The organism is Rhodococcoides trifolii (assembly GCF_014635345.1).
Taxonomy (GTDB): Bacteria; Actinomycetota; Actinomycetes; order Mycobacteriales; family Mycobacteriaceae; genus Rhodococcoides; species Rhodococcoides trifolii.
This window is the reverse complement of the sequence record NZ_BMCU01000005.1, coordinates 127285-152460: the sequence shown is the minus strand read 5'-3', so window position 1 is coordinate 152460 and position 25176 is coordinate 127285. Positions and strand designations below refer to the sequence as shown.

Sequence of the window (25176 nt, the reverse complement as noted above, 5' to 3'; positions counted from 1 at the left end):
TCAGCGACCTCTGAGCCGGTCGACGGCCGCCCGGCCCGCCTGCACCGCCGTCTCCTCCCGCACCGAATCGGGATCGATCGACGCGGCGCACGGTCCGGCTTCGAGCGGAGTGTCGACGGGAACGGTGCGCTTGATCAGGGCGAGAGCAATCGGCCCCAGTTCGAAATGATCGACGACGGTACCGATGCGTCCGACGGCGCGCCCCTCCGCGGAGATGCTGTCTCCGGGCTCGGGTCGTCCGTCGGCGGACCCGTCGAGATGAAGCATGACGAGTCGGCGCGGCGGCTTGCCCAGATTGTGCACGCGCGCAACGGTTTCCTGGCCGCGGTAGCAGCCCTTGTCGAGGTGGACGGCACCGAACTCGGTGACCCCGCCGATCCACCCGACCTCGTGAGGAATGGTCCGCTCGTCGGTGTCGAGATCGATGCGCGGCCGCACCGACTCCACTCGGAGGGCCTCGTACGCCCAGCTGCCGGCCGGTGCGGCACCCGCATCGACCAGCCGAGTCCACCAGCTCGTCAGCTCGCTTCGCGGGATCAGAAGGTCGAACGAGTCGGTGCGCGTCGGCCAAGGCATCCGACGAACGAAGCCGCCGTCCACGGCCTCGGCCGCGTAGGGGAGCGCCGGGGCGGAAATGCCCAGGGACGCCAGAACCGTCGCCGACTCGGGGCCGAGGAGTGAGAGGACAGCCAACTCACTGCCGTCGCGAGGCTCGGCCTTGGCCCAGAAGACCATCTTGGTCAGGAACGTCAGCAGAGCGGGACCGTGTGCGGGGTCGGTGTCGATCCAGGTGGTTGCGTCGATGTCGGTCTGTACGAAGTGGTGTTCGACGCGGCCGTTGACGTCCAGGCTCAAGTTCTCTGCGGACTGGCCGTCGGCGAGCGCGAGCAGATCCTGGCTCGAAATGGTGTGCAGCCACGTGAGCCGATCGTCTCCGCCGATCGCGATCACGGCGCGAGTGGATCGGTCCACGACCGCCGAGGTGGTGACGGCGGACCGTTGCTCACGCAGCGGATCGCCGTAATGCCACGCCGTTCCTTCGTCCGGACCGCCCTCCGGAGACGGCACCGCACCCGGGAGCCGGAGTAGAGGACTGAGCCCGACCGTCGAAGTATGTGACACACCGACAGTCTAGAAGCTTTCGGCACTACCCTCGTCGCATGTCGTCGCGTGTACTGGTCGGGTTGGACGGCGCGGTCCTGGATCCGGACGCGCCACTGCTCTTCGCGGACGATCTCGCCGCGGTCCGCGGGGACGGCATCTTCGAGACGTTGCTGGTGCGTGGGCGGCGGGTGTGCACGCTCGATCTGCACCTCGCGCGCTTGACGACGTCGGCCGAGGCCATGGATCTGCCGGCGCCCGACCTACCGCGGTGGCGGACGGCTGTCGCGGCAGCGGTGAAGGCGTGGGATTCCGACGACGAGGGTGTCATGCGCATGTCGATCGGTCGGGGCCGCGAGAGCGGTGGTCCACCGACCGGGTACGTCACGGTGGGCCCGCTCGCCGACCGCGTCCGCTCCGCCCGCCGCGACGGGGTGTCCGTCGTGACGCTTCCGCGCGGGCTCTCGATCGAAGCCGCATCGTCGCCGTGGCAGCTCCTCGGCGCCAAGACGTTGTCCTACGCGATCAACATGGCGGCCCTGCGCTATGCGGCCGGCCTGGGGGCCGACGACGTCGTCTTCGTCAGCAGCGAGGGCATGGTTCTGGAGGGGCCGAGGTCCACCGTGGTGGCGGTCACGGGTCAGTCGTTGCTCACGCCGCCGGTGGAGTACGGGGTGCTCCGAGGAACCACGGTGTCGGCCCTGTTCGAGGTGGCGTCCGGTTCCGGGTACGAGTGTGCGTACGCGCCGCTGCGTCCCGCGGATCTCATTGTGGCCGACAGTGTTTGGCTCGTGTCGTCGGTGACGCTCGCTGCGCGGGTCCGTTCGTTGGACGGGCTCGCCCGCGCGGAACGGCCGGGTGACGACGAGATTCGAACGCTGGTCGATCTGGCCGTGGAAAGCATCTGAAAAAAGTCGTTGCCGAGATTCGGAAGTCCGCGTAACTTCGGATGTACACGAGAGAGGAGGTGGTCTGAAGTTGAATTCTTCTAGGACGCGTGAGGTGGCTGTCAGCTAGCCGCAACCGCTGACGGATTGGTTTTCCGCGCGAGCGGCGAGCGAATTCCAGGCAGCTACCCGACCCCCGAGCCCCCGGTCCGTCCAGACCGGGACCCTTGTTTCGGCAGTGCATTTGTTTGTGTAATGCATTGCACGTGGAACAGCGGTAGGGCTCGGGGGTCGTTGCGTTACACGACCTGTTCCGAATGTGGTCAGCCCACGTACCGCTGAAGCCTCGCCGACAGACGCGGTTCGAGTGACCCGTCCGCCCCGATGCGCTCCTCGACGTACGCGAGGTCACCACCCTCGACGATTCCGTACAGCCGCTTTGCGCCGCCGACCAACGCGCCGGACGTGCTGCGCGCCACGACGTCGGTGACGAGTTCCCACGACGACTGGTTCAGAGCGTGGCCGTAGAACAGCTCGAGCAAGCCGGAGCTGTGGGTGAGAAGAAGTTCGATGACTTCGGCGTTCTCGTCTCCGGGAGCGCCGGAACCGCTGACCCTCCAGAAACCGCTCTCGCGCAGATCCGGGGCGAGGTAGCTGCCGCCGGTGTCGAGCTTCCAGGACCGCGCTTCCCAGCTGAGATACGGACCACCGTCGTGCTTGACGACGATCTGTTGCCCGAACGGATAGTCGCCGGTCTCGGGGTCGTGACCCTCGCCGTCGCCTCGCCATACTCCGACGAGGGGGATGAGAGCGAGCATGTCGTGATTCAGGTCGGGGCCCTGCCGCAGATTTGCGGTGTCGTCGGGCGCCGGAAGATCGTCGAGCGCAGGCAAATTGCGCCCAGCGGTCACTCGCGCGCGTTCTTCCGCATCGGCTACAGCCTGATCACCGCTGGTAACGGGCGGAAGAACCGGTTCGGAACTCTGATCGTGCGGGTCGCTCACGACTCGTCGGTGACCAAGCGGTACACGACGTACAGCGCGAACCACCCGATGAGGATGGACGCCAGGACCAGCAGGACCTCGAAGAAGATGACCACGTTCTCATCTTAACTCAGGGGGTCTAGTACAACTCTCGGGCTGGTTGCTGTGACTTGTCCCGGGGCCGGTCCGCACGACTGCGATCGCCTGTCGGCGGTGACCCCCGTCTCGTAGGGTGATCGGGCGCCGCGTGTGACCGGTGCTCAACGGTTGTGCGAGCGCGTGAGGGCGCTCGCGGGAAGTTCGGTGTGGAGAATGCGTCTTTCGTTGACAGAGTCCGTGCGCGGCGCGGCGGCAGTGCTGGCAGCTGCGGTGCTGTGCGCGTCCGGGGTGACCGCGGGTGTGGCCACCGCGGCCCCGGTCGACCCGGACGGCGCGACGCCCGGTCAGGCCCCGCTTCAGGTGTCCGACGGACCTCCGAAGGTCGACCTCCCCACGATTCTCGGGATTGCCCCCAAGTCCGACGAGCTCAACCTCGATCCGAACAATTACGCGCAGACGTGCCCCGATGTCCTCATCGTGGCGTTGTCCGGTGGTTCGGACACCTCCGTCGACAAGAACCCACTGGACGAAGAAGCGCGCCTTCCGCTGCAGAACTGGATCGCCAACCTCACCGTTCCTACCGGGGAGAAGAACGCGTCGACGCCCAACCGCGTCGGCTGGCTCTACGTTCCCTACCCGGCAACCGACGGTATCGGCATCGGCGAACGCAATCCGACGTACCAGGACTCGACGGCCGAGGGAGTTGCGAGCACCAACAGAATCCTCGACGAGAACAAGGCCAGGTGCGGCACCGCGACGAAGTTCGTCATCGTGGGCTACAGCATCGGCGCGGAGGTGGCCGAGCGTGTGAGCGTCGACATCGGCAGCCGGCCCGACGACGCGGCCGTCAACGCGAGCGACGTCCTCGGCGTGGGTCTGGTCGGTGATCCGTACCGGCCCGCGGGGACGCCGTCGATCGACATCGCGGGCCCGTCGGGCGGCGGCTTCATGTCGAGTGAGCCCAAGGACTACGGGAAGCTCACCGACAAGATGTTGTGGGCGTGCCGACCGTACGATCTCTCGTGCGATGCGCCCCGCAACATCGCGATGCTGCCGCTGCTGCTCGGAGTCTTCGGGCAGGTCCACTGGGACCCCCTCGACCTCGTCTCGACGGTGACGGAATTGTCCAACGTGGTTGCCGCCACCGCTGCCCGCTCGATCGCCTATGTCTTCGCGCATCCCGAGTTCGCGACGTCGGAAGAATCCGCTCTCGACGTCGTGCTCCGCGAGTCCGATCGGACGGAACCGCGCGGCACCCCGGACCCGCCGCCGACGCAGGCTCAGGTCCTCGCTGCGTTGCAGTGGGCGGCGGGGCCCGGCCGAGAAGTGGTGAACGCCAAGCTGAATGCGGAGCGCGTGGGCTTCGCGGAGGACAACGCGGACATCGCCCAGCTGATCACCGAGCCGTACATCGCTTTCGGCTTCCTCCAGCACCTCACCTACTGGAACGCCTTGCCGGGACGAGAGTGGGAGAGCGACAAGATGATCCGATGGATCACCACGCTCGCGCAGCAGGACAGCGAGCGACGGGACGCGGAGCAACCGCCGGCGGCCTCGACCGAACCGGCTCCGGCGCAGGTGATCCCACCGGTCGCACCCGGTTCTGCCGCTCCGCCCGCGCAGCCGCAGGTGACCATCGACGACTCGTTCGGGTCTCTGCTGCAGTCGTTCGGCATCGGCCCGCAGCCCGTTCCGATCAAGTCGGTTCCCTGATCGGCATCGCGACATGAGAAAGGCCCCGACTCCACAGGCAGGGAGTCGGGGCCTTTCTTGTCGAACGGGAGCGTCAGGCGTCGACGGTCACGTTCTGCTCGTGAATGCCCGCGCCTTCGGGGTTGATCGTGGCGCCGCCGTTGCCCGACGACGAGAGCGCACGAAGCGTCCAGTTACCGGGCGCGGCGAAGAAACGGAAATCGCCTGTGCCCGAAGCGACTACCTCGGCGGTGAACTCACCGGTGCTGTCGAGCAGGCGGACGTACGCTCCGCCGATGGGCTGACCGTCGGACGCGAGAACACGGCCGGTGATGACCGTCTCCTTCTCGATGTCGACGCCGGCCGGCAAGGTCTGTCCCTGAGTGGGTGCTCCACACATGTCTATTCTCCCAACTCGATAGGTGCTCCCACGAGGGAGCCGTACTCGGTCCAGCTGCCGTCGTAGTTCTTGACGTTGTCGTAGCCGAGCAGCTGTGTGAGTGCGAACCAGCTGTGCGACGAACGCTCGCCGATGCGGCAGTAGGCGATCGTGCCCTTCGAGGGGTCGATACCGACACCGTCGTAGAGCTCCTTGAGCTCGTCGTCGGACTTGAACGTGCCGTCCTCGTTGGCTGCCTTGCTCCACGGAACGTTCACGGCACCGGGGATGTGTCCGGGGCGCTGGCTCTGCTCCTGCGGAAGGTGGGCCGGCGCGAGGATCTTGCCCGAGTACTCGTCGGGGGAGCGAATGTCGAGAAGGTTCTTGGTTCCGATGGCGTCGATGACCTCGTCGCGGAACGCACGAATGGACAGATCGGGCGACTCGGCCTTGTACGTCGCGTGCTCACGTGTCACGGTGTCGGTGCTCAACGGCCGGCCGTCGAGCTCCCACTTCTTTCGACCACCGTCGAGCAGCCGAACATCCTTGTGGCCGTACAGCTTGAAGTACCAGTAGGCGTAGGCGGCGAACCAGTTGTTGTTGCCGCCGTAGAGGATCACCGTGTCGTCCTTGGTGACGCCCTTGGAGGACAGCAGATCCGAGAACTGCTCCTGGTTCAGGAAATCGCGGCGAACCGAATCCTGCAGGTCGTTCTTCCAGTCGAGCTTGATCGCACCCTCGATGTGACCGGTGTCGTAGGCACTGGTGTCCTCGTCGACCTCGACGAGGACGACGTTGGGTGTGGCGAGGTTCTGCTCGGCCCAGTCGGCAGAGACCAGGACGTCGGAGCGAGCCATGGATGGTTCCTTTCGGTTCGTGACGGAAGAATGAAGCGAAATCGTGCGGTGTCAGGCAGTACGTAAACGAGCGACGAGCGGATAGAGCTTGCAGCCCAAGCAAATTGCGAACGCGGCGTTCAGAATCGCGGCGAACAACGCGAACGCCGTCGCCACCACGCCCACGGCGGCGAGGCCGGTCGCGAAACCGACGACACCGATTGCGGCGAACACGAATCCGACGAGTTGAGCGAATCGCAACGGCGCGACGGGTTCGCGCTCGGTGACCGGTCCCAGACGCGGTGCGACCGCAGCGGCGAACAGCCGGCCGTACGGGCTGCGCTTGGGTCCGGCGGCCGCACCGATCGCGAAGGAGACGGCTTGCAGCAGCAGTATCACGCCCGCGGCGACGGTCGAGAACGTCGACACGAGCAGGACGACCACGAGGACTGCCGTGGTGACCCAGGCGTTGAAGCGTGGGCCGCGCACGTCGACCTGGTCGGAAGCGGCGGTGGACACGGACGTGTCGCTGGAAGGGGGCATAGGAAACTCCTGTGAGAGATGACTCGTGTCGCGTGGCAGACATGGCCGGGATCGAAGCGCCGATCGGGCGCGCAGATCACCTGTCGTGGACGGTGAACGTCAGAGACGACAACAGCAACAGCCACCGAGGCGGCACAGATCCACTGTGCGGCGTCGGGTGAGCAAAAGCTCGCGGCGGTCGATCACGGAGGCGATTCTACCCTCCGATTCATGCAGGTCCGACCGTCGGGTCAACGCGCCGACTCGATGGCGGCGACGAGGTCGCGGGCGGACGGCACTCCGGATACGCGCGAACGCTCGACCAGGTGGGCGTCGAGCACGAACGTGGTCGGTAACGACATCACGCCCATTTCACGGGCGAGCGCCGGGTTCTCGTCCATGTCGACCTCCACCTCGACGGGGGCCGGTCCGTCGACGGAAGCCGAGTCGGACACCACGGATGCGACGACTCGACGGACCGCTGCGCAGGGCCCGCACCACGACGCGGAGAAGTGCAGGACGGTCGGGACACCCCGCTGCACGCCGGCGGCCAGGAGCTGTTCGACGCGGTCGTTCGCGGCCTCCGCGGGGCGGATCGACCGGACTTTGCCCTCGCGTCGGGTGACGACGAATCCGACCACCACGGCCAGCGCGACGACCACGACGATAACTGTGATTCCCGTCACGGCGTCCGGATCGATTCGAGGTCGATGGTGATGCCGGTTCCGGTCCCCTCGATGACGATCTCGCCGCCCTCCGCGTAGACGGACGTAGGGGTAATTCCGAACGGAAGTTGCTGACGATCGATGGTCTTGGTGAACAAACCGAGAACAGTAGGTTTCAGGATGTCCGGAATGGTGAAGTCGGCCTCGCCCTCGGGTCCGAAGTAGAAGTCGCTGGCGACGATGTTCACCTTGTCGCCATCGAGCTGTAGCTCCGCTGTGACACTGACGGCCGTGTTCAACGGACCGACGGACACCGTCCCCGACAGAACGACGGCGCCGGTCGTGGTCTTCCCGGACCCGCCGGACCCACCCGTTCCGTCCGATTTGTCCGCCGGCGGCGCAGAAACCTGGAGGTCGGGGATGTCGAGGAACTGCCCGAGGTCGGTCGCCTCGATGCGTACACGCCCGTCCAACCGGTCGACGGGGACCGTACGAACCGATCCGTCGACGAGGTCGGACGCGGGTATGCGAACCCCGCGCAGCGTCGCCTCGATGGTCGTCTTGTTCACGTACTCCGTCGGTACGTCCTGCGCGCGTATTTCCACCCGGCTGTAGTCACCACGAGCGGCCTGCGTCAGAAAAGGAAATCCGTGAATGGTGACCTCCGGGTCGGCGGTCAATTCGCCGCCGTCGCGCAGTGCCCGTGAGACGCGATACTCCGAATAAGCCGCGGTCCCGAAATCGGCTACGAGCGCAATGGCGAGCAGCGCCACAACACCGACAATCAGTTTTCGCACGAGTTCCTCACGAGCTTGATCGATGGGCCGCGTCCGACGGTACCTGGCGGGAACACGCTAGTCTGTCACCCGAACATCAACTGCTCGAGCGTCCACCGCCGGGCACCGATCATCGTCGTGCCCTCACAGTCGGAAGAGAACGGGAGACACCGTGGAGCTGCTGCTCTTGACTTCCGATCCCGACCCGGAAGCCGTGTTGCCCTCGCTGTCGCTCCTTGCGCACACCGTCCGCCCCGCGCCCACCGAAGTGTCGTCCTTGCTCGAAGCCGGAACTGCCGACGTGGCACTCGTCGACGCGCGTACCGACCTGGCCGCGGCTCGGGGACTGTGCCGGCTCCTGGGAAGCGCAGGCTCCGCCGTACCGGTCGTCGCAGTCCTGACCGAGGGCGGTCTCGTCGCCGTCAACTCCGAGTGGGGAGTCGACGACGTACTTCTGCCCACCACCGGCCCCGCGGAACTCGACGCCCGTCTGCGACTGCTGGTCGGTCGACACGGGGGAGTGTCCAGTCCCGAGGCGTCGGGAAAGATCACCCTGGGTGAACTGATCATCGACGAGGGCACCTACACAGCCCGTCTGCGCGGCCGTCCCCTCGACCTCACGTACAAGGAGTTCGAGCTCCTCAAGTATCTGGCGCAGCACGCCGGACGAGTCTTCACCAGAGCTCAACTCCTGCAGGAAGTGTGGGGATACGACTTCTTCGGTGGCACCCGTACCGTCGACGTGCACGTTCGGCGGCTCCGCGCGAAGCTCGGCAGCGAGTACGAGTCGTTGATCGGCACGGTGCGCAACGTCGGTTACAAGGCCGTGCGCCCGGCTCGGGGATCCGGCAAGCCCGGACAGTCCGCGGCCGGCAACGACGACGACTACGAACCGGACGAACCCGGCGGGGTCGAGTACGCACCCGCGAACACCACCGCCTACTAGGCGTGTCAGGATCGTGACCGTGCACATCGTAGAATCCTCGCCCACTCCCGATCAGGTTCGCGCTGTCACCGAGATCATTTCTCGCGCAACGGAAATCGACGGAACCGCGCCGATCTCGGAGCAGGCGGTCCGGGCGATCTCGGTCGGGGACGGCAGCCGTCACCTACTCGCGCTCGACGGCGACGACGTCGTGGGATACGCCAATGTCGTTGCAGCACAAAGTGACAGCGAAGACGCCGTCGACATGGCCGAGGGTGTCGTCGATCCGGAGCACCGCGGCCGTGGGGTCGGTACCGCACTGGTCGACGCCGCAGTGACCGGGAGCGGCAGGATCTGGGCACACGGACAGCTGCCGGCCGCGGTGCGGGTGGCGGAGAAGCTGACGCTGACCTCGGTTCGTGAACTGCTGCAGATGCGCCGGCCGACGACGGAGACCCTCCCCGAACTCGTTGTACCGGATGGGATTTCGTTGCGCACCTATCGCGAGTCGGACGACGCCGAAATTCTGCGCGTGAACAACGCCGCGTTCGCGTGGCATCCGGAGCAGGGTGGGTGGACGCAGGACGACATCGACCAGCGGCGATCGGAGCCGTGGTTCGACCCGGCCGGGCTCTTCGTCGCCACCCCTGCGGACGAGCCGAACCATGTTCTCGGGTTCCATTGGACCAAGGTGCACGCCCCCGAAGGTGCGGACCCCCAGCTCGGCGAGGTCTACGTCGTCGGTATCGACCCGGCGGCGCAGGGGAGGGGTCTCGGACGGCTTCTGACGCTGGCAGGGCTGCACTACCTCGAGAGCAAGGGTCCCGCGGTTCTGCTCTACGTCGAGTCGGACAACTCGGCTGCGGTTCACACCTACGACAGACTGGGTTTCACCCGTTTTCACGTCGACGTGGCCTACGCCCGCGCCTGATCACAGCTCGCCCCGAGAAACGGACATACGACCCGGCTGTTCACCTCGCGTTCACCTTGCCGGGGTGTTCCGTCCATACGTGGCCTTTACCTTCATCTGCGGGCAGCATCTTGCTGCTCGATGCGGCCGTCAGGGACGCATCGGGGACTTTTCCGCTCGGCAGGTGCCGCGCGATTTCCGGAGGAAACAGGTGAATTTCCAGCGCAACGCAGTCGTTCTGGCAGCGGCGGCCATCGGGGCGATGTCTCTCGTCGCGTGCGGCAGTGACAACAACGCTGCGTCGACGGGTGTCGATACGTCGAGCTCCACCGCCACGTGCGAGGGCAAGGCCAACCTCTCGGCCGCCGGCTCGTCCGCCCAGAAGAACGCAATGGACCAGTTCGTGTCCACCTACATCGGTGTCTGCCAGTCCAAGGACAAGACGGTCAACGTCGCCTACAACCCCAGCGGCTCGGGTGACGGACGTACCCAGTTCATCGCCGGCCAGGTCGACTTCGCCGGCTCCGACTCCGCCATCAAGGGCGACCAGCTCGCACAGGCCGCCACTCGCTGCGTCGGCGGCGAAGCCTGGAACCTCCCCCTCGTCTTCGGTCCGGTTGCCGTGGCCTACACCCTCGACGGCGTCGACGACCTGACGCTCAACGGCGAGACCATCGCCAAGATCTTCAACGGTGGCATCACCACCTGGAGCGATCCGGCGATCGCCGCGCTGAACGAGGGCGTCACGCTTCCCTCCACCCCGATCACCCCGATCACCCGCTCGGATTCGTCCGGCACCACCGACAACTTCCAGCAGTACCTGACCACCGCCTCGAACGGTGCATGGACCCAGGGCGCCGGATCCGACTTCGTCGGTGGCGTCGGCGAGGGTGCTCGCGGCTCCGCAGGTGTTGCGCAGGCAGTGGCCGGCGCTCCCGGATCGATCACCTACGTCGAGAAGTCCTTCGCAGACCAGAACAAGCTCACGGTCGCGAAGATCGACACCGGCGGCGGCGGCGTCGAGCTCAACAACGAGACGGCCACCAAGGCCATCGACGGAGCAGCATTCGTCAAGGACGGCGCCGGTGACCTGACGCTGGACCTGAAGTCCATCTACGGCACGACCACCGAGGGTGCATACCCGCTGGTGCTCGCCACGTACGAGATCGTCTGCTCGAAGGGATACGACGCCGACACCACGGCCGCCGTCAAGTCCTTCCTCACCAGTGCAGCGAACGAGGGACAGGCGAACCTCGGCGAGCAGGGCTACGTGCCGCTGCCCGACTCCTTCAAGGAACGAGTGACCGCGTCCATCGACGCCATCGCCTGATTCTTGATCGCTGAACAGTTCGACGGTGGGGGCCTGGTTCTCGAATCGGGCCCTCACCGGCACCACCATCCTCGGTGGATCCATCCGCACCGAGGGTTTACCGTTTCGACCGAGAAGAAATGCGACCGCGAATGAGTGACGCGCCAACCCAGTCGGCACACCGCGCTTCCGCCACCGCCACGAGCGGGTCCGGAAGCAGCGCCCCGCTCGGAAAACCGGAGGAACCGATCAGTACGACCAAGACCGGAACGCCCAAGACAGTGGTGAGACCGGGAGACCGGATCTTCACCTCGCTCGCCACGGGTTCGGCACTGGCGATCACCGTGTTGATTGCCGCGATCGGGTTCTTCCTCGTCTGGCGGGCCGTCCCCGCGCTGAGCCGCAACGAGGCCAACTTCCTGTTCTCTCGGCAATGGGTGACCACCGACCTGAACGCCATGGCGTTCGGTGTGCTGGACCTGTTCCAGGTCACGGTGATGGTTGCACTGTTCGCGCTGGTGATCGCGATGCCGATCTCGCTCGGTATCGCCATCTTCCTCACCCAGTACTCGCCCAAGCGCCTCCGCGGGCCGCTGGCGTACATCATCGACTTGCTCGCCGCGGTCCCGTCGATCGTCTACGGCCTCTGGGGTCTGCTCGTGCTCGCCCCGGCCATCGCTCCGGTCGCCGTGTGGCTGAACGAGAACCTCTCGTGGATCTTCCTGTTCTCCGACGGCACCGGAAACATCGCCTCGGGCGGAACGATCTTCACCGCCGGAATCGTCCTCGCCGTCATGATCCTGCCGATCATCACCGCTGTCACCCGCGAGGTGTTCGTGCAGACACCCAAGGCGAACATCGAGGCCGCACTCGCCCTCGGCGCCACTCGCTGGGAAGTCGTTCGTATCACCGTGATCCCGTTCGGCAAGTCTGGTTACATCAGCGGATCGATGCTCGGCCTCGGCCGCGCCCTCGGTGAGACCATCGCGCTGTACCTGATCCTGCGCACCACATCGCAGGCGTTCGGGTACTCGTTGTTCGACAGCGGTTCCACGATCGCGTCGAAGATCGCCCTCGGATACGCCGAGTTCAACAACGACATTCAGGCCGGTGCCTACATCGCCGCCGGTCTGGTGCTGTTCGTACTCACGTTCGTCGTGAACGCCGGCGCTCGTGCGGCCGTCGCCGGAAAGAAGGCATGACCGTGACTCAAACCCTCGAATCCCCCGTCAAGAAGCCCACGTTCCAGGGCGTCAGCGGACGCAGGAAGTTCACCGACATCACGGCGACAGTGCTGGTCACCGCGTCGCTGCTGATCGCGTTGGTCCCGCTGATCTGGGTTCTCTACACCGTGATCTCGCGCGGAATCGGCGCGATCAGCACCGGCACGTGGTTCACCAACTCGCTCAGCGGACTGACGGCGTCGTCCTCGGGTGGCGGCGTCTATCACGCCATCATCGGCACTCTCCTGCAGGGCCTGGTGTGCGCGATCATCTCGATCCCGCTGGGCCTCTTCGTCGCGATCTACCTCGTGGAGTACGCCGGCAAGTCGAAGCTCGGCCGCATCACCACGTTCATGGTCGACATCCTCAGCGGTGTCCCGTCCATCGTTGCCGCGTTGTTCATCTACGCCTTGTGGATATCGACCTTCGGTCTTCCCAAGTCGGCGTTCGCGGTCTCCCTGGCCCTCGTGCTGTTGATGGTGCCGGTCGTCGTGCGCAGCACCGAAGAGATGCTGCGCATCGTCCCGCAGGATCTGCGCGAGGCGTCGTACGCCCTGGGTGTCCCCAAGTGGAAGACCATCTCGTCGATCGTCCTGCCGACGGCCCTTCCCGGCGTCATCACGGGCATCATGCTGGCGCTCGCCCGCGTCCTCGGTGAGACGGCACCGTTGCTGATCCTGGTCGGCTACGCACCGTTCATCAACTTCGACATCTTCGGCGGAGAGATGGGTTCGCTGCCGAGCCTCATGGTGTCCGAGACCGCCAACCCGACGCAGGCCGGCACCGACCGCATCTGGGGAGCAGCACTGACGCTGATCCTGATCATCGCCGTACTGAACATCTTCGCCAAATTCATCGGACGGTTCTCCGCCGTCAAGAGCAAGTAGAGGGAACCGACCATGGCAAAACGACTCGATCTCAAAGACGTCAACATCTACTACGGCAAGTTCCACGCGGTGGCCGATGTGGGCCTGTCCGTTCCTCCGCGCAACGTGACCGCGTTCATCGGTCCGTCGGGCTGTGGCAAGTCCACGGTGCTGCGGACGATGAACCGCATGCACGAGGTCACGCCCGGCGCGCGAGTCGACGGCTCGATCCTGCTCGACGGGGACGACATCTACGGCAACAACGTCGACCCGGTCGGTGTCCGCCGCACCATCGGCATGGTGTTCCAGCGCCCCAACCCGTTCCCGACGATGTCGATCAAGGACAACGTGGTTGCCGGCCTGAAGCTGCAGGGTGGACGGTCGAAGAAGGAGCTCGACGAGACCGCCGAGCGGTCCCTCAAGGGCGCCAACCTGTGGAACGAGGTCAAGGACCGTCTCGACAAGCCCGGTGGTGGCCTCTCGGGTGGTCAGCAGCAGCGTCTGTGCATCGCGCGCGCCATCGCCGTGCAGCCCGACGTGCTCCTCATGGACGAGCCGTGCTCGGCCCTGGACCCCATCTCCACGCTCGCGATCGAAGACTTGATCACCGAGCTGAAGAAGGACTTCACCATCGTCATCGTCACGCACAACATGCAGCAGGCTGCGCGCGTGAGCGACCAGACGGCGTTCTTCAACCTCGAAGCGACGGGTAAGCCCGGCCGTCTCATCGAGATCGACGACACCGAGAAGATCTTCTCGAATCCGACGCAGAAGGCCACCGAGGACTACATCTCGGGCCGCTTCGGATAAATCGTCACCTGTTCTCCGACTCAGGGGCATATTCGGTCGATCCACTCGACCGAATGTGCCCCTGAGTCGTGATGCGCAGCAACAGGTCGACACACGAATAAGGGGCACCCCGAGTCGCATCACTGCGCTCGGGGTGCCCCTCAGTCGTGAATGGGTTCCGTTACTACTTCGCCGGAATTGAATCCAGATCCGACGGCAGCGAGCCGGTGACGAGGAAGATCACGCGGCGTCCCACCTCGACGGCGTGGTCGGCGAAGCGTTCGTAGAAGCGGCCGAGCAGGGTGACGTCGACGGCGGCAGCCACGCCGTGGCTCCACTCGCGGTCCATCAGGACGCTGAACAAATGCTTGTGCAGGTCGTCCATTGCCTCGTCCTCCTCGCGCAGTTTGGCGGCGCGCTCGGGATCGCGGGTTTCCAGGACCTCCCGCGCCGACGCTCCGAGAGCGACGGCAATGCGCCCCATTTCCGCGAAGTACCCGTTCACTTCCTCGGGCAGTGCGTGCTGAGGGTGGCGACGGCGCGCGATCTTCGCGACGTGGAGGGCGAGTGCCCCCATGCGGTCGATGTCGGCGACGATCTGGATGCCGGACACCACCGAGCGAAGATCGCCGGCGACGGGTGCCTGCAGGGCGAGGAGGGCAAAGGCGCGCTCCTCGGCAGTCGCGCTGAGCTCGGTCATCCGATCGTGGTCGCCGATCACCTGCTCCGCGATCCGCAGATCCGCCTGGAGCAGCGATTGCGTCGCCCGCTCCATCGCTTTCCCGGCCAAACCGGCCATCTCCCCGAGGATGTCGGCGAGCTCTGTCATCTGTTCGTTGTAAGCCACGCGCATGACGTGAATTTTACGGGCAGAACCGCACATACGGTGCATGCACGCGATGAACGCGGGGTGAATGGCGCGGGAAGGCCGGAGGCCGGTCGGGCAGAAGACCAGCCATGCTCACGCGCAGGTGTCGTCCGCTGCGTTGGTGACGGTCAAGTCTGCCGGAAGTGCGACGTCCGTCACGGGGAGTGTCGAGGTGGTACCGATGGCGGGAAGCTGCGTGCCGAGGGGCGTCGGGGCGACGACCGTTCCGGCGAAGTCGGAGCCGACCACGACCTCGATGATGCCCCCGAGGCTCGCCGTCTCCTCCAGGAGGGAGCCGGGGAGTCCGCTGGCGACCGTCGCCGCTTCGCTTTCCTGGCCTGCGGCGTAACGAACGACGGTCTGTGCGCTGGTCGAGTCCGCGTTTCCGGTGCCGACGATCTGGAATCCGTACGACGCGAGACCGTCGGCGGTCGTGGCGGCGAGGCCGCTCATCTCCGACCCGTTGGACACCTGCACCGACACCGTCGACGGGTCGACTGCCAACGAGAGGACCGGAGCCGGAGGAGGAGTCGTCGGCGTGGTGGGCCCGGTGATGGACCGTGATTCGCCCGGCAGCGGTTGGTCGTTGATGATCGCGGTGAAGATGGCCGTGATGTCGGACATACGAGGGATCTCGTTGCCGTAGTCGGTGGTGCCGGCGGTCGGAACGGTGAGGAAGGTGACGGCACCGGCATCGACGTCGCGCAGCGATTTGCCCAGCGTGAGGAGGTCTGCAGTCTTGACGTTCTCGACGAACGTGTCCCGAGTGAACGCCGTGACGAAGCCATTGAGCTTGCCGGGATCGAACAGAACCTTGTTCGAGAGCACCGACCGCAGCAGCGACGACAGGAAGAGTTGCTGGCGTTTGATGCGGCCGTAGTCACCGGTTCCTTCGGCCTCGACCTTGCGGGCGCGCACGTAGTTCAGTGCTGTGGCCCCGTTGATCAGCTGCGTACCGGGATTGGCGAGTACGGTGCCGAGTTCGTCGTCGATCAACGGGGTGGTGGTGCAGACGTCGACGCCGCCCACCTCGTTGACCATCGACTCGAAGCCGGCGAAATCCATTCCGACGAAGTGGCTGATCTTCAGTCCCGACATTTTCTGGATGACCTTCACCAGACACTTCGGACCACCCAGCGCGTAGGTGGCGTTGAGCTTGTCGCCGTCGGCGGCCTCGTACATCTCGCCGGTGTAATCACCTGTGTTCGAGTCCCACCCCTCGCACTCGGGACGTTCGACGTCGAGGTCGCGGGGGAACGACACGGCCACCACCCGAGAACGATCGGCGGGAATGTTCACCAGCATCACGGTGTCGGATCGGGCGCCTTCCGCGTCGGCGACACTGCCCGCACCCACCTCGCCGCTGGCCCCCGCGCGGGTGTCGGTGCCGACGATCAGATACGTCTCGTCACCGTACTGGCCCGGTGCGTCGACGACGTCGGTCGAATCTGGATCGAGTGCCGCCACCTGCGAGAAGCCCTGGTCGGTGGAGCGAAGATACGCCCACACCACGCCGGTCAACACCAACGCCATGACGGCGACGAACGAGACGAGCACTCGCCCGGCCATCCTGGCGCGTTTGCGTTTGCGCGCGCGGTTGAGCGCCAGGCGGGTCAGCGTGGGAGGCGCAACCGGGCCGACCGCCTCTGGTTCGGCATGGGGGCGTTCGACCGCAGGAGGGTTCGGCGGCGGGGTGGTCGGCGGAGGGGTGGTCGGCGGAGGGGTGGTCGGCGAGACGGGAGCGGCATCCACCGCGGGCAAGCGGGTGGTCGGCGCGTCCTCGCCCGGGTGGGAGTCGATGTCGGGCGGGGAGGAGCGGGTCGGCTCGTCGTCCGTCGTACGTGAGAGTTGACCGATCTGATCGACGAGTTCGGCGACGGAGACTCGTCCCGTCGTCTCCGGGGCCTGACGACGACCGCGAATACCGAACTTCCTGGCCGGAGCTGGCGGCGGTCGGTCCGGCTCGGGCGGTGCAGGTGCCTCGGCCGGGGGAGCCGCGACGGGAGGTCGCGGACTGGGCGGGCGCGGTGTCGGTTGCCGCGAATCCGGAGCAACGTGCGATATTCGACGTTCCCAGGGAGCGGGCCGACGCGGTGTGGGCACACCCGAGTCGTTGTCGTCACCCACCTGGCGCCCTGGCCTTCCGCTGCGTTCCGATCGCCGGTGCGATGGTCCCGACCATGATACTGATCATCCGCCGGAGTGCATCAGATCGGCGCCCTCGGGCACACGCGCATCGTCGGGGTCGTCGAGCCATCCTTCGGGCAGCGATACCGCACCCGGTGAACCCTGGCGGCCACGAGGGCCCTCGGCGTCCTTCGGGAACGGAACGGTCGGATCCAGTTGGGCGAGAAGCGAATCGAGCTCCCCGAGCGTCGACACAGTGGCCATCTTGACGCGGAGGTCGGAGCCGGCGGGGAACCCGCGCATGTACCAGGCGACGTGCTTGCGCAACTCACGGAGGCCTCGATCTTCCCCGTGATGGTCGGCCAGGAGTTCGGCGTGACGACGCATGATCTGTGCGACTTCGCCCAGGTTCGGTGGTGTCGGCTCGGGGCGTCCGTTGAGCGCCGCGCTCAGTTCCGCGAACAGCCATGGGCGGCCGAGGCATCCCCGTCCCACGACCACTCCGTCGCATCCCGTCTCGCTCATCATGCGCGCAGCGTCGTCAGCGCCGAAGATGTCTCCGTTACCCAGAACCGGTATGTCGGTGACGTGCTCCTTCAGGCGAGCGATCTGTGACCAGTCCGCCGTGCCCGAGTAGCGCTGTGCCGCGGTCCGGGCATGCAACGCGACTGCCGCTGCACCCTCGCCGGCGGCGATACGGCCCGCGTCGAGGTGCGTGTGGTGCCCGTCGTCGATGCCGATGCGGAACTTGACGGTGACCGGCACCGAGGTGCCCTCGGTGGCTTTGACCGCTGCCGCGACGATGCGCCCGAAGAGCGATCGCTTGTAGGGCAGCGCTGCGCCGCCGCCCTTACGGGTGACCTTGGGAACGGGGCAACCGAAGTTCATGTCGATGTGGTCGGCCATGTTCTCGTCGACGATCATCTTCGCGGCGTCGTACGTGGTGTCCGGATCGACGGTGTACAGCTGCAGCGATCGCGGCGATTCCTCGGGAGCGAACGTCGTCATGTGCAGGGTGGCCGGTTGGCGTTCGACCAAGGCGCGAGCGGTGACCATCTCGCAGACGTACAGGCCCGACGTGCTGCCGGCCCGCGCGATCTCGAGTTCGCGGCACAGCGTGCGGAACGCGACGTTGGTCACGCCGGCCATGGGTGCCAGGACCACAGGGCTGCGAAGCTCGAGGGATCCGATCTGCAGCGTCATCGAGAGAACTCACACACCAATAGCGGTCGGGAACAAAGGTCGTGCCCGGTCACCGTTTCCAGTGACCGGGCACGATCGAGAATACGTGGCGAACGTGGACCGTCGCCAATTCCAGTTGTCAGGACGCTTGCTGTTCCCGTTTCGCTGCCTCACGGGCGAGCATCCGGTCACGCTGCTCCTCGAACTTGAGGACCTGTCCCTCGAGCTTCTCGATGAACGCGGCGAGCGACTCACGTGTCTGCTCACCTTCGGCCGTGAAGTCGGTGCGCTCGAAAATGTTCCACTTACGCAGAACCGGCATCACGACGTCCTCGAGGTGCTGACGCAGGTCGTAGATGCCGTGCTTGGCCATCATCGCGCCGTTGCGGCGGAAGTTGGGCATGCCTGCTCCGGGCATCTGGAAGTTCTGAACGATGTCGCTGATCGCCTTCAACGTCTGATCCGGGGCGATGTCGAGGCCGGCGCCGCAGAGGTTGCGGTAGAAGATCATGTGCAGGTTCTCGTCCGCGGCGATGCGCTGGAGCATGCGGTCGGCGATCGGGTCGTTGCAGACCTTGCCGGTGTTGCGGTGACTCACGCGGGTCGCCAGTTCCTGGAACGTGACGTAGGCGACCGAGTGCAGGAAGCCGATGGCGTCGGTATCGGTGGCGACGGCCGAGGCGAACCCGTTGGTCATGTGCTCCATGCGGGCCTGCTCGAGAGCGACGGGATCGACACCGCGGGTGACGACCAGGTAGTCCCGCATCACGATGCCGTGGCGGTTCTCCTCGGCGGTCCAGCGGCCGACCCAGGTACCCCAGGCGCCGTCCTGCGAGAAGTTCTCAGCGATCTCCCGGTGATACGACGGAAGGTTGTCTTCGGTGAGGAGGTTGGTGATCATCGCGGCCTTGGCGACCTCGTCGAGACGCGACTGCTCGGGCGTCCAGTCCTCCCCGCCCAGAGCTGCGAAGTTGCGACCTTCGTCCCACGGAACGTAATCGTGTGGATGCCATTCCTTCGCCATGGAGAGATGCCTGTTGACGTTCTCTTCCGCAACCGGCTGCAGCTCCGAGAGCAGCTCGAGTTGTGTCAGATCCCTTGCCATGCGTTTCCTCCAAGTCGGTTAACTACTGCCGAGAGCCTACGGCACCGTAACCATGATGTGAATTGCTTCGATCTGCGCGTCTGCAGCCCGCTACCAGTGAGTATTCGCCGCTGACCACGTGTTCGAGGGCCTACTGCAGCGGAAACAAACTCCAAACCCAGTATAGATCCGGCTAGGTGGGGCCCTCCCTTTGTGACAACTCCGCGTATGTGGCGAATTGTGTTGTGGGTGTCGATGAATTTCGATGAATAGGCGTGACTATTCCGATATCGCGCGCCGTCACGGCGTTGTCGAATGGCACCAGAACCACACCCGCCGGCGGTGGCTCGGCGTCGTTGACCGGCATGATCGCGACTCCCAGGCCGGCCGAGACGAGTCCACCGATGGTCGTCAGTTCGCTCGCTTCGAAGACGATGCGCGGTGTCATCCCTGCTTCCGCGCACTGCTCGTCGAAGATCCGGCGCATGCCGAACTCACGGTGCATGGTGATGAACGACTCGTTCTCCAGTTCGGTGAAACGCACCGATTCTCGACTGGAGAGCGTGTCGGCCTCCGCCACCGCGAGCGCCAATTTCTGGTGCTGAATCACGGTCCATCGCACATCCGAGCGACGCGGCCGCGGCGACACCACGGCGATGTCGCTCTGCCCGTCGGCCACCCGATCGGCCAACAGGTCCGCCGCTCCCTGGAACAACTGGAACCGGGCGTCGGGGAATCGGTGACGAAACTCGCGGATGAGCTGGGGGACCAACCACGTACCGAACGAGTGCAAGAAGTCGAGGCGAATCGTCGTTTCGCCCTCGGTGGCCATGTCGGCGATACGCCGTTCGGCATCCTCGAGTTCCGCCAGCGCGCGGATGCAGTGATCGCGCAGAACTACGCCCGCGGCCGCGAGGTTCAGGCGCCGCCCGTGCCGAACGAACAGGGGCGCTCCGACGCTCGCCTCGAGGCGTGCAAGTTTGCGAGACAGTGCCGGTTGCGACATGCCGAGCGCGCTGGCGGCCGACGTGACCTGTTCGAGGTCTGCGAGGGTGACGAACCAGCGCAGGTCTTCGGTCCAGTCCATATGCGTATTCTGCATCAAGACCGACGGAGTATGCATTTTACAAATCATTTCGCGTGAGTAAGAGTTTTCTCATGCCCGAGATGACCACCGCGCAGGACGTCCTCGACACCCCGCACCGCCGCGGATCCGTGGGATACCGCCGGATCACCCTGGCGTTGTTCGCGGCCGGACTCGCGACGTTCGTTGCCATGTACTGCGTTCAAGCTCTGCTGCCCGCGCTGACCGATGCGTTCGGAGTGAGCCCGGCGGTGTCGGCCCTCGCGGTCTCGGTGACGACAGGCGTGCTGGCGCTCGCCATCATCCCGGCGAGTGTGTTGTCAGAGCGATACGGGCGCACCCGCGTGATGGTCGCGTCGGCGCTCGCGTCCAGCGTGATCGGTCTCCTCCTCCCGTTGAGTCCCACGATCGAGGTCCTCCTCGTCGGACGTGCGATCCAGGGCGCCACCCTCGCCGGTATTCCTGCGGTGGCGATGGCGTACCTCGCCGAGGAAGTTCACGGCAACGATCTGGGAGCGGCGATGGGGCGCTACGTCGCCGGCACCACCATCGGAGGTCTGCTCGGACGCGTCGTCCCCTCGGGTGTGCTCGATCTCGGTTCGTGGCGGTGGGCGCTGGAATCGGCTGCTGCCGTTGCGCTGGTGTGTTCGATCGTCCTCATGCGTGGGCTTCCGCGGTCTCGGTTCTTCCGCGAGCAGCGCATCGACGCTCGGACCGTGCTGTCCAATCTTCGCGGCCACCTTGCCGATCCGACTCTGCGCATTCTCTTCGCGCTGGGCTTCATCCTCATGGGCGGTTTCGTGTCCGTCTACAACTTCCTCGGATTCCGTTTGACTGCAGCGCCTTTCGGTCTTCCGCAAGGAATCGTCGGACTGATCTTCGTGATGTATCTGGCCGGAACGTGGTCGTCCACGGCAGCGGGTCGACTCGCCGACCGGATGGGCCGAGCGCGGGTCCTTCTGGCCTCGGTCGGCATCACGGTCGCCGGTCTGGCGCTGACGGTGCCCGACTCGCTGCCCTTCGTGCTGGTCGGCGTCTTCCTCTTCACCGCGGGTTTCTTCGCTGCACACTCCGTGGCGAGTGGGTGGGTCGGTCGGGTGGCGACGACACACCGTGCGGAAGCCTCGGCCCTTTACCTGTGCGCGTACTACCTCGGATCGTCCATCGCTGGGGCCCTGGCGGGTGTGGCGTGGGGAATTGCGGAGTGGGCCGGGACCGCCACGTTCGTCGCGGGTCTGCTCGTCGTTGCAATACTGCTGGCGCTGAGGATGTTTCGCGTCAACGCCGGTAGTGACCGGAAAGTGACCGCCTGATCCCTTCCGCTGGCGGGTCCGCTCTGCCATAGTTCCCACGTGGCGCAGCTGAGGATGAACGGACACCGCGTGCTGGTGGCGGACCTGGCCGGGGACACCATCAAGGCTGTCACCGGTTCGATGGTCGCCTACGAGGGCAACGTGAGCTTCAAGAACGCGGGCATGGGCGGCGGCGGCGGACTCCGAGCCGCACTGAAACAGCGTGTGACCGGTGAGGCGTTGTCGCTCATGGAAGTGAGCGGTCAGGGCACTGTCTACTTCGCCGTCGACGCCCAGGACATCACGATCGTCGAGCTCACCGGAGACGCGCTTCATGTCGAAGCGTCCCAATTGCTGGCGGTCGTCGGACAATTGAGTACGGACGTCAAGTTCGCCGGGCTCCGCGGCGCGTCGTCGGGTCAGGGACTCTTCACCACGGTGGTGAGCGGACACGGACTGGTGGCGCTGCTGTCCAAGGGCGGGCCACCCATTGCACTCGAGGTGAGTCCGCAGTACCCGCTGGTGGTGGATCCCGATGCGTTCGTCGCGCACCGTGGACAGCTGAACCAGAGCTTCGTCACCGACGTGACGTGGCGGTCCGCCCTCGGTGGGGGAAGCGGCGAGGCGTTCTCTCTGCGGTTCGACGGGCAAGGCGTCGTCTACATCCAACCCGAGGAGCGCTGACATGCCTCTGGAATCGGTGAACAGCAAGGTCGTGAAGTCGATTCTCACGCCGGGGCAGAACGTGCTCGCCCGCCGCGGGTCGATGCTCTATTACACCGGTGACGTCCGCTTCGTGCCCCACTCGATGGGGGGCGGCCCTGGTGCGATGCCGAACGTGGGCGGCGTGATGGGGATGGCCGGCCGGATGATGTCGGGCGAGCACGTCGCGATGATGGCCGCCGAAGGTCACGGCGAAGTGTTCTACGGACACGCGGGCCTGCACACCGACGTCATCACCCTCGACGGATCGTCGATTCTCAGCGTCGAGGCAGACCGTCTCCTGGTTCACGACGGCTACCTGTCGAGTTCCGTTGTGGCACTGACGTCTCAGGGCGGAATGCGTGGGGCGGTGCGCGGCGCCATGACCGGTCAGGGCCTGTTCACCACTCAGCTGACCGGGCAGGGCAGTGTGGCCGTGCTGTCGCACGGTGGGTCGACGGCGCTCGAGGTCGGGCCGAATCATCCTCAGGTGGTGGTGGATCCGCAGGCGTACGTGTGTCACCTCGGGCAGATCAACGTGGAAATCGCCGCGAGCGTGGGGTGGCGCGACGCCGTCGGCAAAGGGTCCGGTGAGGCCATCCAGTTGAAGATGACGGGCATGGGCACGGTGTGGGTGCAGGCGTCCGAGCAGAAATTCTAGGAGCGGCATGAGTATCGAAGTGCACAATCCGATGACGTTGCCCGTCAACGACAATGTGCCCGGCAACGACTACGCGTTCTGTGTGGAACTGGCCGGCCAGCCGTGGTTCACGGCGAAGGGCGCGATGATTGCGTACTACGGCAACATCAGGTTCGAACCGCTCGGTCAGACGTCGATGGTGGCAATCGTGGCCGCCAGGTTCTCGTCGCCGCTCTACGCCAACGATTGGGTGCTCGCCCAGGGCCAAGGCAAGCTGATCCTCGGGGACCGCGGTTTCAACATCAACTCGTTCGATCTCGACGACGGCAACCTGACCATCCGTGCGGCCAACTTGCTGGCCTTCGAGCCAGGCCTGCAACTGAAGCAGTCCATCGTTCCGGGTTTCCTGACCCTGCTCGGAACGGGCAAGTTCCTGGCGTCGTCGAACGGGCCGGTCATGTTCGCCGAACCTCCCTTGCGTATCGACCCGCAGGCGCTCGTCGGATGGGCCGACTGCCCGTCGCCCTCGCACCACTTCGACGCCGACTGGATGCAAAGCTTTCTCGGCGCGGCTCGGGGAATGCTGTTGGGCGCCAACACCGGTGAGGAACGGCAGTTCGACTTCACCGGCGCGGGAACGGTTCTGGTCCAGTCGAGCGAGAAGGTGGTGAACGACGGTCATCTGCTGAAGCACATCGAGTCGGAGACGGTGTCGCTCGGTCAGAACAGCCTGCGCGCACTGCATCAGAGCATCGGGGCGCGGTTGAGTCAGCAGCAGTGACCTCGCAGTAGACGTGGTGCCCCCAGTAGGACTCGAACCTACGACCTGCGGATTAAAAGTCCGTAGCTCTACCAACTGAGCTATAGGGGCGCAGTCGGGAAGCATAGTTGACCGTCGTGGACGGCTGCAGCCAGGTTGGACCGGCCACCCTCAACAGGTGTCATCCAATGTCACCACTCGTCGACCCGGGCTCGGTTGGAGATGTAACCATTCCTGTCGAACCGCCCCGAGCCGAAACGGTTCGGCAATTGGTGGACTTTTGGTCAATCGGATGAATCGGGCGCGCTGCGATCGGTAAATTGGCTGTGCACATTCACAATGGCGAACAAACAATTTCGGGAGATAGTCCAGTATCCGATTCGTCGCCATTGCGGCGACCTCGCTCGTCCAGCCGTTCTGAGCAGCAGAAACTCGGGTGCGCACCCCCTGCGGCGCACCCGAGTGATGTATACCGTACCATTTGGTGTGTTTACTACGCGAGTTCGAACAGCTCATCGCGATTTGCCTGAGAGTGTCCTGACTCGAAGCTCGAATCGGTATCCGAGAAAAGGCATTGCCAGGTTTATCGGCTAGTGTCGCTTGAGAATTTGACAATCCCGCGAGGGTTTCGTGGCTTCGGAGGCACCAGCGCAATGGCACAGCAAGAACGCGCTCGACGCACTCGCGCCGCAATCGTCGAAGCGGCAGCATTCGAGTTCAGCAGACGCGGCTACGCCGCCGCGTCCGTGAACACCATTCTCGAAGGTTCCCGCGCGACGAAGGGCGCGATGTACTTCCACTTCGCCTCCAAGGAGGAATTGGCGCGAGCGGTCCTGAAGACCGCCGCCGAAGAGTACGTCGCTATCACCGGCAAGAAGCGGTCCGACGACCTCGATCCGTTCGAGAAGCTGCACGAAGTCGTCGTCGACCTCGCCACCGAGTTCAAGGCCAACGTCATCGTTCAGGCCGAGTTCCGTCTGATCATCGAGCCCGAGTTCTACTCCGGGATGCGAACTGGAGCGGGCCAGATCTGGGGCCGAACCGCCTTCGAACTGGCGGAAGAAGCAGCTCGGCTCGGCATCCTCAAGTCCGGTGTCGAACCCTCGAAGTTCACCCGCGTGCTCGCGGCCTGCCTGGCCGGACAACGCTACATGGCCGACCTCATGGCCGTGGACACCGATCTTTCCGCCCTGTTCGAAGAGTCCCTCGAGGTGGTTCTGTCTGCGATGGCGACGCCCGAGTGGCTGGCTCGGTGGGATGAGCGAGGCTGGCCGATTCGCGACGCTGCCAGCGTCGAATAGGCCTCTGAGCAGGAGATTTGGGAATTGTTCCGGACGTGTCATAAGCTATCCCAGCTCCCAACGGAACGCCGTTGGGGTACGGCCGGAGCAATTCGGCGGGCCCCCTTCGTCTAGCGGCCTAGGACGCCGCCCTTTCAAGGCGGTAGCGCGGGTTCGAATCCCGTAGGGGGTACG

General features: G+C 65.3%; 25 protein-coding genes and 2 tRNA genes. 14 read left to right on the top strand and 13 right to left on the bottom strand.

Translation table 11 applies throughout. The features are described from left to right. Nucleotides 1-1122 carry a CAF17-like 4Fe-4S cluster assembly/insertion protein YgfZ gene (gene ygfZ / locus IEW02_RS20620; protein WP_188546777.1) on the bottom strand — a complete coding sequence of 374 codons (1122 nt, stop codon included), beginning with the start codon at nucleotides 1120-1122 and terminating at the stop codon, nucleotides 1-3. 38 nt (nucleotides 1123-1160) lie between these two features. Here ygfZ and IEW02_RS20615 point away from each other — a divergent pair, with 38 nt between their 5' ends. Continuing rightward, the gene (locus IEW02_RS20615; protein ID WP_188546776.1) at nucleotides 1161-2009 is read left to right on the top strand and encodes an aminodeoxychorismate lyase; all 849 of its coding nucleotides are present in this window, start codon (nucleotides 1161-1163) and stop codon (nucleotides 2007-2009) included. A gap of 302 nt (nucleotides 2010-2311) precedes the next feature. Here the strand turns inward: IEW02_RS20615 and IEW02_RS20610 are convergent, their stop codons facing one another. Next, the gene (locus tag IEW02_RS20610) at nucleotides 2312-2992 is read right to left on the bottom strand and encodes a heme-binding beta-barrel domain-containing protein (RefSeq protein WP_229746196.1); all 681 of its coding nucleotides are present in this window, start codon (nucleotides 2990-2992) and stop codon (nucleotides 2312-2314) included. A gap of 291 nt (nucleotides 2993-3283) precedes the next feature. Between IEW02_RS20610 and IEW02_RS20605 the strand changes: the two genes are divergently transcribed. Beyond that, nucleotides 3284-4783: a cutinase family protein gene (locus IEW02_RS20605; protein WP_188546774.1), complete on the top strand. Its 1500-nt coding sequence runs from the start codon at nucleotides 3284-3286 to the stop codon at nucleotides 4781-4783. A 73-nt stretch (nucleotides 4784-4856) separates the two neighbouring features. Here IEW02_RS20605 and IEW02_RS20600 read toward each other — a convergent pair whose 3' ends face one another. The 5 genes from IEW02_RS20600 to IEW02_RS20580 form a co-directional block, all read right to left on the bottom strand. Further along, complete coding sequence (locus tag IEW02_RS20600) at nucleotides 4857-5162, bottom strand: DUF1416 domain-containing protein (RefSeq protein WP_188546773.1); 306 nt, start codon at nucleotides 5160-5162, stop codon at nucleotides 4857-4859. A gap of 2 nt (nucleotides 5163-5164) precedes the next feature. Beyond that, nucleotides 5165-5998: a sulfurtransferase gene (locus tag IEW02_RS20595; protein ID WP_188546772.1), complete on the bottom strand. Its 834-nt coding sequence runs from the start codon at nucleotides 5996-5998 to the stop codon at nucleotides 5165-5167. 51 nt (nucleotides 5999-6049) lie between these two features. Then, on the bottom strand, nucleotides 6050-6520 hold the full coding sequence (locus IEW02_RS20590) for a DUF4395 domain-containing protein (RefSeq protein ID WP_188546771.1): 471 nt from the start codon (nucleotides 6518-6520) through the stop codon (nucleotides 6050-6052). 230 nt (nucleotides 6521-6750) lie between these two features. Further along, nucleotides 6751-7185: a thioredoxin family protein gene (locus IEW02_RS20585; protein WP_188546770.1), complete on the bottom strand. Its 435-nt coding sequence runs from the start codon at nucleotides 7183-7185 to the stop codon at nucleotides 6751-6753. After that, nucleotides 7182-7961 carry an LmeA family phospholipid-binding protein gene (locus IEW02_RS20580; RefSeq protein WP_188546769.1) on the bottom strand — a complete coding sequence of 260 codons (780 nt, stop codon included), beginning with the start codon at nucleotides 7959-7961 and terminating at the stop codon, nucleotides 7182-7184. The genes IEW02_RS20585 and IEW02_RS20580 overlap by 4 nt, the downstream gene beginning before the upstream one ends. Before the next feature lie 151 nt (nucleotides 7962-8112). Between IEW02_RS20580 and IEW02_RS20575 the strand changes: the two genes are divergently transcribed. The 6 genes from IEW02_RS20575 (at nucleotide 8113) to pstB (ending at nucleotide 13983) form a co-directional block, all read left to right on the top strand. Further along, nucleotides 8113-8886 carry a winged helix-turn-helix transcriptional regulator gene (locus IEW02_RS20575; protein WP_188546768.1) on the top strand — a complete coding sequence of 258 codons (774 nt, stop codon included), beginning with the start codon at nucleotides 8113-8115 and terminating at the stop codon, nucleotides 8884-8886. Between the two features lie 13 nt (nucleotides 8887-8899). After that, nucleotides 8900-9796, top strand: coding sequence for a mycothiol synthase (gene mshD / locus IEW02_RS20570; protein WP_188546767.1), 897 nt, complete (start codon nucleotides 8900-8902; stop codon nucleotides 9794-9796). Between the two features lie 190 nt (nucleotides 9797-9986). Continuing rightward, nucleotides 9987-11105, top strand: a complete 1119-nt coding sequence (gene pstS / locus IEW02_RS20565; RefSeq protein ID WP_188546766.1) for a phosphate ABC transporter substrate-binding protein PstS — start codon at nucleotides 9987-9989, stop codon at nucleotides 11103-11105. Between the two features lie 131 nt (nucleotides 11106-11236). Next, the gene (gene pstC / locus IEW02_RS20560) at nucleotides 11237-12286 is read left to right on the top strand and encodes a phosphate ABC transporter permease subunit PstC (protein WP_188546765.1); all 1050 of its coding nucleotides are present in this window, start codon (nucleotides 11237-11239) and stop codon (nucleotides 12284-12286) included. 2 nt (nucleotides 12287-12288) lie between these two features. Then, on the top strand, nucleotides 12289-13194 hold the full coding sequence (gene pstA / locus IEW02_RS20555) for a phosphate ABC transporter permease PstA (RefSeq protein WP_371829987.1): 906 nt from the start codon (nucleotides 12289-12291) through the stop codon (nucleotides 13192-13194). A gap of 12 nt (nucleotides 13195-13206) precedes the next feature. Further along, on the top strand, nucleotides 13207-13983 hold the full coding sequence (pstB, locus tag IEW02_RS20550) for a phosphate ABC transporter ATP-binding protein PstB (protein WP_188546763.1): 777 nt from the start codon (nucleotides 13207-13209) through the stop codon (nucleotides 13981-13983). Between the two features lie 163 nt (nucleotides 13984-14146). Here the strand turns inward: pstB and phoU are convergent, their stop codons facing one another. The 5 genes from phoU to IEW02_RS20525 all read right to left on the bottom strand — a co-directional run bounded on the left by phoU (nucleotide 14147) and on the right by IEW02_RS20525 (nucleotide 20310). Then, a complete protein-coding gene (phoU, locus tag IEW02_RS20545; protein WP_188546762.1) occupies nucleotides 14147-14815 on the bottom strand; it encodes a phosphate signaling complex protein PhoU in 669 nt (222 codons plus the stop codon). A 108-nt stretch (nucleotides 14816-14923) separates the two neighbouring features. Then, nucleotides 14924-16933 (bottom strand): LCP family protein, encoded by a 2010-nt coding sequence (locus tag IEW02_RS20540; protein WP_371829984.1) that lies wholly within the window; start codon nucleotides 16931-16933, stop codon nucleotides 14924-14926. Nucleotides 16934-17020: 87 nt separating this feature from the next. Continuing rightward, nucleotides 17021-18160 carry a tRNA dihydrouridine synthase DusB gene (dusB, locus tag IEW02_RS20535; protein WP_188546760.1) on the bottom strand — a complete coding sequence of 380 codons (1140 nt, stop codon included), beginning with the start codon at nucleotides 18158-18160 and terminating at the stop codon, nucleotides 17021-17023. Between the two features lie 118 nt (nucleotides 18161-18278). Continuing rightward, nucleotides 18279-19244, bottom strand: a complete 966-nt coding sequence (locus tag IEW02_RS20530) for an acyl-ACP desaturase (protein ID WP_188546759.1) — start codon at nucleotides 19242-19244, stop codon at nucleotides 18279-18281. Between the two features lie 172 nt (nucleotides 19245-19416). Beyond that, complete coding sequence (locus IEW02_RS20525; RefSeq protein ID WP_188546758.1) at nucleotides 19417-20310, bottom strand: LysR family transcriptional regulator; 894 nt, start codon at nucleotides 20308-20310, stop codon at nucleotides 19417-19419. Between the two features lie 71 nt (nucleotides 20311-20381). Between IEW02_RS20525 and IEW02_RS20520 the strand changes: the two genes are divergently transcribed. Genes IEW02_RS20520 through IEW02_RS20505 form a run of 4 tightly spaced genes read left to right on the top strand, consistent with a single transcriptional unit; the run spans nucleotide 20382 to nucleotide 23722 of the window. Continuing rightward, the gene (locus tag IEW02_RS20520) at nucleotides 20382-21620 is read left to right on the top strand and encodes an MFS transporter (RefSeq protein ID WP_229746195.1); all 1239 of its coding nucleotides are present in this window, start codon (nucleotides 20382-20384) and stop codon (nucleotides 21618-21620) included. A 54-nt stretch (nucleotides 21621-21674) separates the two neighbouring features. Continuing rightward, a complete protein-coding gene (locus IEW02_RS20515) occupies nucleotides 21675-22283 on the top strand; it encodes an AIM24 family protein (protein WP_188547013.1) in 609 nt (202 codons plus the stop codon). 1 nt (nucleotide 22284) lies between these two features. Next, complete coding sequence (locus IEW02_RS20510; RefSeq protein ID WP_188546757.1) at nucleotides 22285-22962, top strand: AIM24 family protein; 678 nt, start codon at nucleotides 22285-22287, stop codon at nucleotides 22960-22962. Between the two features lie 7 nt (nucleotides 22963-22969). Beyond that, nucleotides 22970-23722 (top strand): AIM24 family protein, encoded by a 753-nt coding sequence (locus IEW02_RS20505; protein ID WP_188546756.1) that lies wholly within the window; start codon nucleotides 22970-22972, stop codon nucleotides 23720-23722. Between the two features lie 14 nt (nucleotides 23723-23736). Here the strand turns inward: IEW02_RS20505 and IEW02_RS20500 are convergent. Then, nucleotides 23737-23812, bottom strand: a tRNA-Lys gene (locus tag IEW02_RS20500). Nucleotides 23813-24354: 542 nt separating this feature from the next. Here IEW02_RS20500 and IEW02_RS20495 point away from each other — a divergent pair. Further along, nucleotides 24355-25002, top strand: coding sequence for a TetR family transcriptional regulator (locus tag IEW02_RS20495; protein WP_188546755.1), 648 nt, complete (start codon nucleotides 24355-24357; stop codon nucleotides 25000-25002). A 99-nt stretch (nucleotides 25003-25101) separates the two neighbouring features. Continuing rightward, nucleotides 25102-25174 (top strand) — tRNA-Glu (locus IEW02_RS20490). Nucleotides 25175-25176 lie beyond the last annotated feature (2 nt).